Annotated in this window: 14 protein-coding genes and 1 tRNA gene; 10 read left to right on the forward strand and 5 right to left on the reverse strand. The window is 66.6% G+C overall.

The features are described 5' to 3' along the window. Positions 1 to 16 precede the first annotated feature (16 nt). From IPI67_34045 to IPI67_34060, 4 genes are all read left to right on the forward strand, one after another. Positions 17 to 90 (forward strand) — tRNA-Gln (locus IPI67_34045). A 141-nt stretch (positions 91 to 231) separates the two neighbouring features. Beyond that, positions 232 to 939 carry a sigma-70 family RNA polymerase sigma factor gene (locus IPI67_34050; GenBank protein MBK7585198.1) on the forward strand — a complete coding sequence of 236 codons (708 nt, stop codon included), beginning with the start codon at positions 232 to 234 and terminating at the stop codon, positions 937 to 939. Then, complete coding sequence (locus tag IPI67_34055) at positions 936 to 1385, forward strand: hypothetical protein (protein ID MBK7585199.1); 450 nt, start codon at positions 936 to 938, stop codon at positions 1383 to 1385. The genes IPI67_34050 and IPI67_34055 overlap by 4 nt, the downstream gene beginning before the upstream one ends. A gap of 71 nt (positions 1386 to 1456) precedes the next feature. Then, positions 1457 to 2284 carry an endonuclease/exonuclease/phosphatase family protein gene (locus tag IPI67_34060; protein ID MBK7585200.1) on the forward strand — a complete coding sequence of 276 codons (828 nt, stop codon included), beginning with the start codon at positions 1457 to 1459 and terminating at the stop codon, positions 2282 to 2284. Positions 2285 to 2287: 3 nt separating this feature from the next. On the opposite strand, the gene IPI67_34065 is transcribed toward IPI67_34060, so the two are convergent. Then, positions 2288 to 3880, reverse strand: coding sequence for a DUF3943 domain-containing protein (locus tag IPI67_34065; GenBank protein ID MBK7585201.1), 1593 nt, complete (start codon positions 3878 to 3880; stop codon positions 2288 to 2290). A gap of 173 nt (positions 3881 to 4053) precedes the next feature. On the opposite strand from IPI67_34065, the gene IPI67_34070 reads away from it, so the two are divergent. Together IPI67_34070 and IPI67_34075 are read left to right on the forward strand one after the other, a co-directional pair. Beyond that, positions 4054 to 4644: a hypothetical protein gene (locus tag IPI67_34070; protein ID MBK7585202.1), complete on the forward strand. Its 591-nt coding sequence runs from the start codon at positions 4054 to 4056 to the stop codon at positions 4642 to 4644. A 126-nt stretch (positions 4645 to 4770) separates the two neighbouring features. After that, positions 4771 to 5574: a hypothetical protein gene (locus tag IPI67_34075; GenBank protein ID MBK7585203.1), complete on the forward strand. Its 804-nt coding sequence runs from the start codon at positions 4771 to 4773 to the stop codon at positions 5572 to 5574. 31 nt (positions 5575 to 5605) lie between these two features. On the opposite strand, the gene IPI67_34080 is transcribed toward IPI67_34075, so the two are convergent. From IPI67_34080 to rpiA, 3 genes are all read right to left on the reverse strand, one after another. Continuing rightward, positions 5606 to 6367 (reverse strand): Stp1/IreP family PP2C-type Ser/Thr phosphatase, encoded by a 762-nt coding sequence (locus tag IPI67_34080; protein MBK7585204.1) that lies wholly within the window; start codon positions 6365 to 6367, stop codon positions 5606 to 5608. A gap of 155 nt (positions 6368 to 6522) precedes the next feature. Further along, a complete protein-coding gene (locus IPI67_34085; GenBank protein MBK7585205.1) occupies positions 6523 to 7674 on the reverse strand; it encodes a serine protease in 1152 nt (383 codons plus the stop codon). A gap of 64 nt (positions 7675 to 7738) precedes the next feature. Then, entirely contained in the window at positions 7739 to 8419 is a 681-nt protein-coding gene (gene rpiA, locus IPI67_34090) for a ribose-5-phosphate isomerase RpiA (GenBank protein MBK7585206.1), read from the reverse strand. A gap of 152 nt (positions 8420 to 8571) precedes the next feature. Here rpiA and IPI67_34095 point away from each other — a divergent pair, with 152 nt between their 5' ends. The 3 genes from IPI67_34095 (at position 8572) to IPI67_34105 (ending at position 11379) form a co-directional block, all read left to right on the forward strand. Next, the gene (locus tag IPI67_34095) at positions 8572 to 10206 is read left to right on the forward strand and encodes a hypothetical protein (protein ID MBK7585207.1); all 1635 of its coding nucleotides are present in this window, start codon (positions 8572 to 8574) and stop codon (positions 10204 to 10206) included. Positions 10207 to 10254: 48 nt separating this feature from the next. Beyond that, on the forward strand, positions 10255 to 10632 hold the full coding sequence (locus IPI67_34100) for a hypothetical protein (protein ID MBK7585208.1): 378 nt from the start codon (positions 10255 to 10257) through the stop codon (positions 10630 to 10632). 63 nt (positions 10633 to 10695) lie between these two features. After that, on the forward strand, positions 10696 to 11379 hold the full coding sequence (locus tag IPI67_34105; protein MBK7585209.1) for a hypothetical protein: 684 nt from the start codon (positions 10696 to 10698) through the stop codon (positions 11377 to 11379). A gap of 525 nt (positions 11380 to 11904) precedes the next feature. Here the strand turns inward: IPI67_34105 and IPI67_34110 are convergent. Next, positions 11905 to 12834, reverse strand: a complete 930-nt coding sequence (locus IPI67_34110) for a hypothetical protein (GenBank protein ID MBK7585210.1) — start codon at positions 12832 to 12834, stop codon at positions 11905 to 11907. Positions 12835 to 13187: 353 nt separating this feature from the next. Between IPI67_34110 and IPI67_34115 the strand changes: the two genes are divergently transcribed. Then, positions 13188 to 13862 (forward strand): hypothetical protein, encoded by a 675-nt coding sequence (locus IPI67_34115; protein ID MBK7585211.1) that lies wholly within the window; start codon positions 13188 to 13190, stop codon positions 13860 to 13862.

The following is a 13862-nucleotide window of genomic DNA, read 5'->3' on the forward strand; positions in this document are numbered from 1 at the left end:
TCGCCGGCAAAGCTCTTCCGACGTCGTCCAAAGGCAGGACAAGGGACTTTGAATCCCTGAATCATGGTTCGAATCCATGCGTCGGAACCAACAGCCTGGCGGCCGTCGTGGGCCCGCGCCTCGGAACGCTCGGACAGCGCACAATTCGGGAAGTTCCCGGGTGAATGACCCGGGCATTTCGCCGGAACTGGCGTCGGAATCAGATGTCGCTCCGGCGTGGCAACCTCGCGGATGCGTCTGCCGAGCGACCCGGCAATTCTGCTCGGGAACGCATCGGATGACGACGCCCCGCGCCTTTCCGAGTACCGTGATCACGAACTTTGGTGGGACGTGTCCGACGCTGTCGACGAGAGTGAGCTCAAATTCATCGAGCGCCTGCGCCGGCATGACGAGCGTGCGTTCAACGAGTTGGTCTCAACCTACGAACAACGAGTCTTCCGACTCGTGTTTCGCATGCTTGGACGGCGTGACGAAGCCGAAGACATGGCCCAAGAGGTCTTCGTGCAGGTGTTCAAGGCGATCGGCACTTTTCGCGGCGACAGCAAGCTGAGCACGTGGGTCTATCGCATTGCGGTGAACCTCTGCAAAAACCGGATCAAGTACCTGGCGCGCCGCCACGACGACACCAAGCAGGAGCTCGAGCCCGTCGCGGAGCGCGCTCCTTTGAGCGAGGCCAAGGGGGTGACCTTCGGCGACGTGGCGCGACCGGACCACATGGTCGAGGGCTACCAGCTCGAAAAGATCGTACACGCCTGCATCGCGGAGCTGGATCCGGACTTCCGCGAGGTTCTGATTCTCGCTGACGTCGAGGACCTGGCTTACCAAGAGATCGCCGAAATCACGGGGCTGGCGGACGGCACGGTGAAGAGCCGCATCCATCGCGCCCGTGGCATGCTGAAGACCAAGGTGGAGCGCGCCTTGGGGGAGAAGATTCGATGAGCGACCGCGACGAAGACGAGCGGCCGAGCGCGGAAGCGGCGGGCGAAGACGAGCGCGCGGAAGCGGCGGGCGAAGACACCAGCGCGCCGGACGCGGCCGAAAACGACGACGAGAGTCCGGAGCTCGACGAGGCGGCCGAATCGAAGCTGCGCGATCTGTTGCGCGGCTCGCTCGGGGACGCAAAGGAAGAACCGCCGCCGGAGAGCGAGTTCTTGCGCGGTGTGCAGAAGCGCCTCCGCGATCGCAGCGGCGGAAAGTTCTACGACGAGGGCTGGAGCACCGCGCGGCACCCACCGACCTACACGTATCTGTGGACGAGCGTGCTCATGCTCGCGATCGTGCTGGCCGTGTACGCGACCTTGACCTCGCTGGTGGGCGAAGCCGCCGAGGTCGAGAATCAGCCCGCGCCCGTGCCGGTTCAGATCATCTTTCCCAAGGACCGCTGACGCCGGCGCAACGGTTGCGTCGGCTCGTCTGCTTGACCGCCGCAGATCGGATGACACACTCGGAGAACCGCATGCGTCGCCCTTGCCCGTGCCAGCTGTCTGTCCTTCTGGCGCTCGGCGCGCTCGGATGCGGCGAGCGTCCACTCGAGCCCCGCGACCCGACACCGGGCGTTCCGCACTACGAGATCCAGTCGTACAACGTGGAGGCAGGCGACCACGACGATCCGAGCACCGTCGCCGCCATCGGCAAGAACCACGCGGACATCATCTGTCTGCAAGAGTCGACGCCCGAGTTCGAGACCGTGCTCAGACTGCGCTACGGCGACGAGTATCCATACCAGCTCTACCAGCACAACCAGCCCGACCCCGGCGCGGCGGGGCTCGCCGTCTTGTCCAAATTCCCCGTGTCCGACAGCGGTTGGCACCCCGGACCCAACGGTTGGCACCCGGCCTGGCACGTGCTCGTCGAGACACCCACGGGCAAGCTGCAAATCTTGAACGTGCACCTGCGCTCGAAGCTCAACGGCGCTGGCAACGCGGTCAGCTCGTACATTAGCTCGAGCGACGACCACGTGTTCGAGATCAAACAGTTCATCGAGCAGTGCTCGAATGGTCTGCCGACTCTGGTCGTGGGCGATTTCAACGAAGGCGTGTCCGGCTCCGCCGTCGAGTACCTCGAGGATCGCGGCTACCGAAACGTGTTACCGCTCTACCACCCCGGCCAGCCCACGTGGCGCGGCAACTCCATCGCGAATCAGTTCACGGAGACACTGGACCACGTGCTGTTCGACAAGGCCTTCGAACCGCTGAATGCCTGGGTGAGCTACACCGGCGGCTCCGATCACCTGCCCGTCGTTGCCCACCTCGAAGCGGCGTACGACTGGCAGACCGGCCCCTGATAATCAGAAGCCCAGGCCCAGGTTGATGGCGATGCGCCGATCCCAGCGCACCTCGTCGAGGGGTGGCATGCGGCTGACGCGGTAAGTCTCCTCGGCGCTGATCCCGATATGAAGCGGCGCACCCGGCGTGGTGTGGCCGAGCCACAGCGCACCCTCGATGATCTCGTCGGCGTTGTGCACGTCGCGGAGGACCGAGGTCTGCTCGCGATCGAACCCCTCGATGGACTCGTAGTGCCCGAAGCTCGCCCGCACCCCGAGCTCGGTGCCCTCGTACGCGAGCGACGCCGAGCCAACCGCCGAGCCGCCGTGCGCGTAGTAGTACGAGTGTTTCTGCAGCACGGACTTGGTGCCCGCCGAGCCATAGCGTTCGATCCAGCGTTCGTACGGCAGGGCATAGATGGCCGCGAAATCCAGGTGCGCTGCGGCGCTGACCCGAAACAGGAGCGCGCCATCGGCGATCCAACCGCGGATCGCGGGGCCGGGCAGGTGCGCCACCGCGACACCGTCGCGACGCTGAAGCAACCAGCGGTCGGTGAAGCGCCCGGCCGTGTTGAGCGCACCAGACCACGCCTGTCCCCGCACACCACCGGGGGCATGCTCGAAGTCCTGGTGGAAGTAGCCGGTGATGTCGGCGGAGAACCAGATGTCGATGTCTGCCCAGCCGGTGTCATCGAAGGTCATGCGGGTGCGCATGTCCACGAAGTTTCCCTCGCCGAAGCCACGCTCGAAGTGCCCCGGTCGCAGGAAACCCGGCATGCGAATGAGCTCGCCCGAGAGCACTACGTCGTGGGCCAGCTTGCTCGAACCCCGGTTGTTGTCCACGGCGGCGAGTCCATAGTCGAGGCCGAACCGGTGCCAGAACGCCGTGGAAAATCCCAGGTTGTCCGCCGGCAGCTCCGGCGGCGGCGGGACGTCGTCCCAGAGATCGTGCAAGTAGCGCGGAGCACCCAGCGTGTACTTTGCCACCCGAGTCCCCACAGCCGACCTGCGAGGTGCGCTGTTCAGGTAGTCGCCCAGCTGGAAGAACCATTCTCCCGATGCCCAGGCGCCGAGCGGCGTGAAGAGCAGATCGTTGATGCTGACCTTCTCCAGGATCTCGAGACCCCACTCGAAGAACGCGCTCGACGCCATCGAGTAACCAATCGAGGCGTAGGGCCCGAGGCCATTCACTCGTGAGAAGCCGTAGTACGCGCTGCCCGCCGCCGGGTGCAAGACGTGGTTGGTGATGAAGCGATTGTTGTCGAACGTCAGCGCCTCGAAGGTGAGCAGCCGCTGGTTGAGCGACGGAAAGTCCCAGTCCTCGCGGTTGTCCTCGGCCTTGATCCAGTACCAGGCCGTGCCAATGGCCAGGATGCCGAGCATCTCGGCGGCGGCGCGCCAGGGATGTGCCTCGTAGCGCTCGGGTGACCAGTCGGAGTAGGTGCGCTCGAACGGGCGGACTCGACCGCTGCGATCGATCCACCAGCCTTCGTCTGGACGGATCAGCTCGACGGCCGGAGGTTCGGGCAATTGAGTCTGCGCTAGCGCCGTTGCCGTTTGCCCGAAGGTCGATCCGAAGATCGACACAGCGACGAGGATGGGTAGGAGGCGAGCCATGGCGACGCCACGACCCCTCTTGGCTGCATCCGTCGTGCCACGCAGATCAGCGCAGAGCGCACATTGCTACCAGCAACGCCTGCGCAAGCTCGACGCTCCGGCGCAGGACTGGCGCCAAATCGGGGCCAAATCTCTCGCTTCGGCCGGCACGTCGTTTGTATCGATCACCGAAAATGCAACGCGTGCCGCGGCGTCAGCTCAGCGCGAGCGCGACCTCGTTGCTCTTGTTTGCGCTCGCGATGGGCTGTTCGCCCGTTGCCAGTTTCCGCCCAGCGTCGGGCCTGATGTCCGATCGCCGAACCGAGCTCGGGCTCGGCATGGCACAGGTCACCCCGCGCCCGTACGTCACGGAGCCCTCCGCCAGCGCGAGTCAAGCGTGGATCAGCGGAGCTGCGGGCCGCCGCTTCGACGTCACGGGGATCTATGCGTTCGACGATGACGCGGTCGCCGCGGGTGGAGCGCTCCGTTTCACGCCGCTCCGCTTCGATCGCCTCGCCGCAGGTGTGGAGCAGGAGCTTGGTTACGCCTGGTTCGGGCTCTCGACGCCAATGGCGCTCAGGCTAGTGGACGAGACCTGGCTCTACACCGCGCCCCGGTTGGGCACCTGGGGTTTCGACCTGGCGTTTTTCATCCCCGTCGGCCTGAGTGTGCGGGTCGTCGATGGGCTGATGTTGCGCGCCGAGTGGCAACGGAGCTGGCAAGACTTCAAGTATTACAACCGCCGCGACCACTACGGGCTGGCGATAGCCCACCAATTTCCGTGAGAACTCGGCTTCGCGCTGCGGCAGCCCAATCACACCTGAGGCGGCATGCGCACGCGCGTGACCGACACACACCCCCAAGATTCGTGGACGTTTCGCCTGGCACGCAGGCTGCTAACGTAATCGGCCATGCAGCGAAGCATTGCACTGCCGCTCCTGTTGGTCTTTGGCTCGGCCTGCACGACCCTGGGGCCAATGCCGGCCATCACCGCGCAGTCCGTGGTGCCGACGCCGAGGACCGGAGTCGAGGCCCAGATCGCGGGGGTACCGGGTTATTACCTGTCCGAGTCAGTGCAGGAGAATCCGCGCGGCGCCACGATCGGTCAGGCGGCGGTGATGTTCGAACCGGGTGAGCTGATCGGCGCGCCGGGGCTCGCGATCGGCGGGCGCTACGTCGGCAAGAAGGACAGCGGCGGCTACCCGGAGCCGATGCTCCGCTATCGCACGGGGCTGGACGACAAACAGGTGTTCTCCGTCGGCGCCCTCGCCTTCGGTGGTTACGGTCACGGCTCCAACAACGGAGCTTCGTACGAGGCAACCCGGGTTGGTGCCGAGGTTGGTGTGGACGTGCTCATGTCGCCGCCCAGCAAGTACCTTGAAGTTCACTTTGCGGGCAGCCTGGGCCTGACCGGTCTCGACGCCAACGGCGACTACTGCCTCGACGCCAACGGGCGCTTCGGTGTCGACTGCGGCGACCCACCGTTCGTGCTGAGTCACGCCAAGGCGTCGGGTTTCTACTCGTCTGCGTCCGGCGCCATTGCCCTCGACTTCGCCCGGCGCCTGCACGGCATCATGCACGGCGGGCGCCTGGCGCTGTACGGCGCGGTCGGACGCATGCCGCGCGTCGAGGCGGCCGAACAGAAGGACGGCAAGACTTACACGGCCATTGGGCTGTCCATCACCCTGGGCCTCGGCGCCAGCGAGCCCGATTGACACGGAAACGAGGCGCGCGCGCCTCCCGGTGTCACTCGATCCAGCGCGCGAGGATGCAGGTGACGTTGTCGGGACCGCCGTTCTCGTTCGCAGCCTCGATCAGCCGACTGGTAGCCGTCGGCAGGTCCGGCGCGTTCAGGACGATCTCCTGGATCTTTTCGTCGGTGACCGGGCCCGATAGCCCGTCGGTGCAGAGCAACACGGTGTCTCCGGCGCGGGGCGCCTCGAAGCGCGTGTCGACCTTGACGGTGTCTTTCATACCGAGGGCGCGAACGATCACGTTCTTGTGCGGGAAGTTCGCGATCTCTTCCTCGGTGAGGCGCTTCATCTTTTTGTAATCGTTGAGGAGCGAGTGGTCCTCGGTGAGCGCCTCGATCTTCTCGTCGCGCACGCGATAGATGCGGCTGTCCCCGACGTGCGCGATGTAGATGCCGTCCTCGACGGCGAACAGCGCGACCAACGTCGTACCCATGCCGCGCTGTTTGGCGTTGCGCTGGGCCTGCTCGTAGATGCGGAGGTTGCAGAGCTTGATGCCGGTGACCAAGCGGTTCTCTTCGTACCCCTTGGTCCGGTCCATCTTGTAGGGCCAGGTGCGCTCGGGGTCGTCCGCTGTCGCTGCAAAGAACTCTTGCAGCGTGTCGACGGCCATCTTCGACGCAACCTCACCGGATGCGTGCCCGCCCATGCCGTCGGCAACGACATACAGACCGTACTCCGCGAAGATCGCGAAGTTGTCCTCGTTATGGTTGCGCTTCCGACCGACATCGGTCTGGCCAGCAACCTCGATGCGCAGGGGCCGACTCACAGGTAATTCAGCGGAAGCCTTCTGGGTTTCCGCAAAATCCTTTTACCAGCCTGCCAGGGCGCAGCCTAGGGGGGTCGAGCAGGAAGCGTGAGAGAAGCAAAACGCGTCCGAAAAGCGCGCGGTTTTGCCAGTCCCGCTCTCGATCAACGGGGTCCTGGGCGGCGGGATCGACGCTGGGCGCCAGGAGGGCGCTTCCAGGGATCGAGCCGGCGGAACCCCTGCCGGCGCTCCGGCGGGCCGGCCCCGAGGCGGATCTGCCGATAACGGCCTCCACCAAACACGAGCAGCTCCGCGCCGCGTCCGCCCCGAGCCTCGAGCGCCGCGCTCAGGCCCTCGGGGCTGGTCACCGGTCGGCCATTGACCGCAATGATCGTGTCGACACCACTGCGCAGCCCGGCGCGCGCCGCGGCACTCCGACGGGCAAGCGACACCACCCGCACACCTTTCACCGCGCCCGCGTCGTACGCCACACCTCGAATGCCGAAGGGTGGCGGCGGCGGCGAGCTCCCGGATGGGACTCCGCGCAAGAACGCCTTGATGGCGGGGACTGGGGCTGCGTACGGGGCCAAGCTGCAAGGTTTGTCCGCGGGGGCCGCACAGGCTTGCGCGATGATCGCGACCACGTCGCCGCGCTCGTCGATGACTGGGGAGCCGAGCTCGCTGCTCTTGTGCTTCGACTCCAACGCGTGAGCGTGTGCGAGCTCGGTCGCGTCGCCACCCGTGAAGGAACGCTCGGCACCAAGCCGCACGTTCACGGTCGCGAGGTCCTTCGCTCCCGGTGCGAACGAAATCAGCTTTGCTGCTTTGGGATCGAGCGTGGCGCGAGACGCACGCAGCCCCGGCTCGTTGCGCCCAACCGCGGGGGCAACCAGCGCCAGATCCCAAGCCCTATCGCTGTGAATGACCCGCACCTTGGTCGGCTTGCCCTCGGCGAAGCGCGCCTCGATGTCGTTTCCGTGACCGAGAGGTGAGAGCGCCGTGAGGATGCGCCCGTCCCCCGACAGCACGACACCCATCGCGATTGCCTTGCCGGCGCGCAACAAAACGACGACCTGGCGGCGCGCCCGCGCCAGGGGGGTCTCGCTCGGATCGACCTGATTTTTCCCGCTCGCTTCGGCCCCCGGCAACGCGGACCCCGAGGCGACCGTCAACTCCTTCGGCGACGGCGCGTCAGCGGGCGCCGGGCGAACCGGCCAGGTGGGTGTGGCCTGCGCCGACGCACTGCCCGCGCCAGTCAAGAGCGAGGCACCAAGAGCGAGACTTGCGAGGGCACCGAGGGGGCGTCGGGTTTTCACGGCGGCAAGCATAGCGCCGATTGGAGCGCGTCCAAGCGACGCAGACACGAGCTCGGGCTTCCGCTCATTGGCTGGGGAAAAGCTCACGCACGCCGCTCTCGCCGGCGACGATCACCCGATTGGCGCGGCCGACGAACAGCCCCGTCTCGACAACCCCCGTCACGGCCCGAAGCTCGCGCTCGAGCTGGGCAGGGTCGTTGATGGGCCCGATATGAACGTCGTAGATGAAGTTGCCGGCGTCCGTCAGCCAGGGTGCGCCCCCCCGCTCGCGCAGCGCCACGCGCCCAAAAACCCCGAGCGCGTTGAACGTTGCACCGCGTCCAAATGCGAGGACCTCGACGGGGACCGGCCACTTCTCACCGAGGCGTTCGCTCAGCTTCGATTCGTCGACGATGATCACGTTCACGCGCGAGGCGAAGTTGACGATCTTCTCTCGCGCGTGACAGCCGCCACCCCCTTTGATCAAGTCCAGCCGGGCGTTCACCTCGTCGGCACCATCGACGGTGAGGGCGATGTCCCAGGGTCCGTCGTCGGACAGGAGCGGAATTCCGAGCGCCTCGGCCTGGATTCGACTCGCGACGCTGGTGGCGACCCCAACGAGCTTCCGCCCGGCCCGCACGAGCTCCCCGACTCCGTCGATGAAGAGTTTGGCGGTAGAGCCCGAGCCGAGCCCGATCGTTCCCGCCTCGGGCAAGAGCGCGAGGGCACCCTGTGCAGCCAGCCGCTTGGCCTCGTCCTGGGTCATGCGCGCGGAGCACAGCATCCGCCCGCAGAATGCGTCAAGCTGCGCACATTCGCGCACAAGCCCCTGCAAGAAGCTGCTCAGTTTGTGCCCCCGCGACGTCCAACCTGCGGAAGCACGGGCTCCCAGCTGGCGTATGATGAAACAACACCAAAGTGCGTAAACTCATCCCATCTCTGCGTGTGTTTTCCCTGGGCGTCGTGGCGCTCGGCGTGGTTCAGGGTTGCGAGACTTCGAGCGGCCGACGCGCCAACAACCCGCCCATGTACTCCGGGGGCTATGCGGTGGCTCAGAACCCACCCCCGCCGGCTGCCCCGCCACCGCCCGCCGCGCGACCCGTTCCGTTCTGGGGTTTTGCTCTGCCGGCGCTGCCACCGCCGCTGCCGGCTTCGGCGTTTCAGATGCCTCCACCTCCCCAAGGCTGGGGCAGCCTCGGTGGCATTCCGATCCCTCCCATTCCCGGGCTGCCTGGCATGCCCACGAACCCGCCGCCGGCTGGCGGTCAGACTCCCCCTCCCGCAGCTCAGGGTCTCAAGGGCTGTGGTGTCGCGAACGTTGCTGGCGAGCAGTTCCTGCTCGACTGCATGACGCCGCAGTACGCGCTGATCGGCAAGGCCAGTCAGTACGTCGTGCGGCGCCAGGCGTTCAACCTGAGCCCTGCGCACGAAGGCGCGGATCCTTTGCCCGCCAGCGTCGACCATCGTTCGGCCGGCACCGAAGGGCCCGTGCGCAATCAAGGCCCGGTCGGTGCGTGTACCGGTTTTTCATTCGCGGCCGCGATCGATCACGCGCTGGCGACGAGCAGCGGTTCACCCGGCAACGTCAGCGTGATGCAGGTCTGGTCGCGCTACCACTATCCGACCATGGAAGACACGGTGGACGGCAACAAGGGCAAGTCACTGGGCGTCGAGAGCGCGTGGCCGTACGACAAGGTCGCAGCGTGCAAGATCTGGAGTGGTCCCGGTTGTGATTGTGGCTCGATGCTCGACGTCTCGTGTAATCAGCCCGTCGACAGCGCCAAGATGGGACAGATGGACGCTGCGGAGTCGGTGAAGGTCACCAACGTGACGCGCTTGCCGGACGGTGACTTGAACGAGATCAAGGCGACGATCGCGAAGGGCCAGGACGTGTGGTTCGCGATGTGGGTCGACAACGTGTTTCAGCAGGTGAAGGGCTCACCGGCGGTCGTGCCCGACGGCAACTTCAAATCGGGCGGCGCAGGCCACGCGATGGTGCTCGCCGGTTACAAGACGCAGGCCAACGGGACGTACTACCTGATCCACAACAGCTGGGGCACGAAGTGGGGTGACGGCGGTTACGCCTGGATCCACGAGAAGACGCTGGCGACGAACCTTCGCTACGCGTACCTGGTGGACGTCAGCACGCCGAGCGGCGGCAACAAACCGAACAAACCCGGCGAGCCCACGCCGCCGGTGCCGAACCCGGGCAATTGCCCCGCCGGCATGGTGCCCGACAGCGGCATTCCGATCTGCATGCCCGCCTGCCCCGACGGCAGCCCGCGCCACTTCAACACCTGCCCCGTGGCCCAGCAGCAGAGCCAGTGCCCCGCCGGCAAGGTGAACCTGTTTGGTTTCTGTGTGACCGCGCCCAAGGCTGGCTTCGGCCAGGACGCATCCACCGGCGTGCAACACAACTGCGGCGCGGGCGGCTGCACGTACTCCGTGCCCAAGGGCGTGGGCGGCTGCAATCTGGGTGTGTGTGTGAAGTCGTGCCCGAGCCCGAAGTATCTGCTGACGGCGGGGCCGCTGGGGCTCGGGTGCTCGGAGTAGACGAAGGCGGCGAGGGAGACTCATCGGAAGAACGCAGTGGGATGAGCAATGCGACTGCAAGTGACCGCCGGCGCGCTTGCAGCTCTCGTTCTGCTCATGTCGTGCGGCAGCGACTCACAACCGAATGACGGCACCGGCGGCACCGGCGGTGACTCCGGAGCCGTGTGCCTGAGCGGTGGGAACATGGTCGTGAAGGTCCAGGTGAGCTCCGCGCCCGTCGATTGCGTGCCCGGCGATACGGGTAAGCTGCATGAGCTGATCTTTTCCGAGCCCGGCGGCACCGAAACGGTCGTTCCGCAGTCGCTCACTGACAAGGCAGAGCTCGGCGGACAGTCCTGGACGGTCAAGAACGTTCGGTCGTTCGAGTACGGGGGTTACGACGGCCTTCCTCCATTTGCTTGGTGGGCGACTTCGGTCCTGAAGTGAGCCTTCCCAGCAGACGTATTGACGCTGCTGCGCGGCGCGCGGCGGGTGTAACCTGGCCTGGAGATGAGGGTGGTCTGGGGTCTCACGGCAATCTTCGTCCTCGCCTGCTCTGAGACGCAATCCGAGCCAGCGAGCAGCGGCGGCGCGGCAGGGGCGGCGGGAGCGTCGGCCGGCGGCAATGCGGGAGCCGGCGGCAGCGACGGCGCCCCGGTCATCGCGAGCGTGCTGGTCAGCGGCGGGCTCGACTACGACGACCGGAGCGTGACGTTGACCGTGGATGTCAACGACCCGGACGGACTGGTCGACATCGTGGGAGGGAAGCTCTTCAGCAAGGACAAGGCGAAGTTCCTCGGCGCGTTCAACCAGGTCAGCGGCGGGACGTTCACAAAGAGCGTGAGCTGGCTCGAGCTGAACGACTCCGAACCGGTCGTTCTGGGCGTGGGCGCCAAGACTACCAGGACCGTCCTGATCGAGTTCACGGACACGACCCAGAGGAGCGCGTCGGTGGAGCAATCGCTCGAGCTGTCTTGTGCAGCCTGCGCCGACTGCAAGGCGTGCGGGAAATGCACCGCGGGCAAGTGCACCATGTGCGAGCCCAGCCTAACCGCGGTGGATTGCAGCGCCTTTTGCGCCAGCTTCGGCATGCTGTGCAGCTGCTCGTACTCCGCCTGCGGCAACACCGCTTGTGCCGTCAACGGCTGCAGTGACCCCTGCCCTGCCACCGGCTGCGCGTGCGAGTGCATCTGAGGGGCAGTCGCCAGCGAAGCGATGGCGCCGCCAATTCGGCACGACGCGTCCCCTCCAGCCGCGTGAGCGCGAGCTGCTCGCGCTCACCGGCTAAGGAGGGGACCGGCGAGCGAAGCGAGACGAGGGGAGGCAGGAAGAGTGCCCGAGCCCGAAGTATCTGCTGACGGCCGGGCCGTTGGGGTTGGGGTGCGCGGAGTGACGCGGCTCCGGGGATGGCGTGCGGGAGGCCGACGGCCGCGAAGGCCCGTCACTCCCCCGATTCGATCGACGTGGCCAACCCTGGAGTCGAAAGCCGGAGGCGAAGGCCACGCGCGCGCATGAAATCGCGCCCGACGAGGGCCTTTCGCTTTGCGTTGATGCGCACGAACGGCGACTCGTCCCAAGCGTGAACGAAGCGCGTCGGGACGCCTCGCTCGATTTGAGCCCCGCCGGCCGAGACCGCGAATTGCACCCGACCCGGTGTCCAGTGGAAGGTCTGGCCAAGGTGACGGCCCTCGAACCACGTCGTGACCTTGTGTCGCGCCGTCAGCCCGAGGCGGGCACCCAGGCCGGCCGCTGCACGCGCGGCTCGAAGCCCTCGTCGATGCGGCGCTCCTGACCGTCGTCGCCGATCAGCCGCACCTCGAAGCCGTGGAACCACATCGCCTCCAGGTGCTGCATGGCCTCGGCCTCGTCGACGAAGACGTACACGATGTTGTCGATCGGCTTGTCCTCGCCGAACGACTGGAAGCGCCGCACGATAGCCGCCTCGCGCAGCTCCTTGGCGCTGATGGTACGCGCCTTGACGGTGATGATGAGCTTGCGCTGATGCCTGGAGTACAGCCCCTGCAAGTCGATGTCCTCGGGGTCGGCCTCGGGCAGAAAGCCCGCGATCAAGCGCTCGTGGCCGATGCGCGCCTGGGCCAGGGCCGCGCTGGCGTCGGCGGTCAGGTCGAAGAACTGCAGCAGCGTGGTGTCGGGGTCGGCGTGGAGTATGCGCCAGGGACCGAACTCCAGCCAGCGGCGCGACAGCATCCGCTGGTGCCCCTGGCCACGAAAAGCGCAGCCCCAGCCCAGTGGCGAATGCAGCTTGCCGAAGCTCGGGCCGCGGTAGACCTCGTCCATCCGGCCCGAAGCCCAGTCGTGGTGGAAGCTGGTAAACGCTGCCAGGTCGAAGGGCACTTGGGCCAGCTTGCCGAGCAGCGCGACCGGCTCGATGAGCTGCCCCTCGAGGCTGATCTTGACCAGGTCGGGCTGACGGACGAACAGGAAGGTGTGGCCCTCCCCGAACGTGAAGGTGCCGGCGTGCGTCTGGGCGACCTGGAACCAGTCGTCACCCGCGGTCAGGGTCTTGACGCCTTGCTCGATGGTGTCTGGCTTGCCTGCCGGGAACACGCCGCTCGCCCGGAGGCCGAGCAGGATGTCGGCCACCGAGTCACCACTCAGCGTCATCGCCATGATTACGCCGCTCGCCATGTCGCGTCGCCTCCGTTGCCCGGCCATCCATACCACATCGCGACCAGCCCGCTCCTTGCTCACCACCGATGTCGGTCCAGCTCTCGAGGGCGTCAAGCTGAAGGACGCGGCTCCCGCTTGCGAGGCGCCGAGCGAGCCGGGCCAAGGTCGCGAGGGCACGCTGCACCTCGAGCCGCGGAGCGAAGCGACGCGAGGGGAGGCAGCAAACGCTAGATTGGGCGCGACCACCACGAGTACGATGGCATCAGAGGAGCGGCTGTGAGCAACGTCACGCCAAAGTTCGGGCTCAGCACGGCGGAGGTACCCACGTGGGTGCAGCGGCTCGGACGCGACGACGCACGGGAGATTTGCGCGTGAGCATCCTCGAGCGCGAGCCCGTCCAACTGGATGGCGCCACTCTGCAAGCCATCGACCAGGCCATCATCGACGAGCGCCCCGATCTCGAGCCCGGCCTCGACGACATCGAGCTCGATCGGCTCGTGCAGCCCTACTTCTCCGCTCACACGCTGCTGGTGGCGACCTGTGGTGTGCCCTTTCCGGCGCGTTCCGTCGTATTGGCGCTCGGGCCGGCCGGAGAAGGACGCCCACTGCTGCTCTCCCACAACCTCGCGCGGCTGCAGGCTGTTGCCGCCGCTGAACCGCCGAGCGGCCTCGAAGAGCGCGGCCGAGCCCGAGACTATGCCGGCCATGGCAACGACTGGACCACGCCCAGCTTGAACGGCGAGCTGGCGCTGGCGTCGTTCGACCACATCCCGTGGCACGAGCTCGACGAGGCCGGCAGGGTCGAGGTCGCACGCCTGAGCGAGCGCTTCGCGCCAACGATCCAGCCCGAGGTCGCCCTGCGGACGGCGAACGGTTGGACCTTTCACTCGTGGCTGGTGGCCGACCGCCAGCTCATCGAGCGACGTTTGAGCGTGCCACCGGACGGACGCTTGGAGCGCGCCGATCGAGTCCACGTCCGTCAGCTCCCGGTGCCCGAGGGCAACGTGTGGGACCTCCGCGACGGACGCTGGGTCCCGGTCGGGTAG

It is taken from the genome of Myxococcales bacterium (genome assembly GCA_016706225.1).
GTDB lineage: Bacteria > Myxococcota_A > Polyangia > Polyangiales > Polyangiaceae > JADJKB01.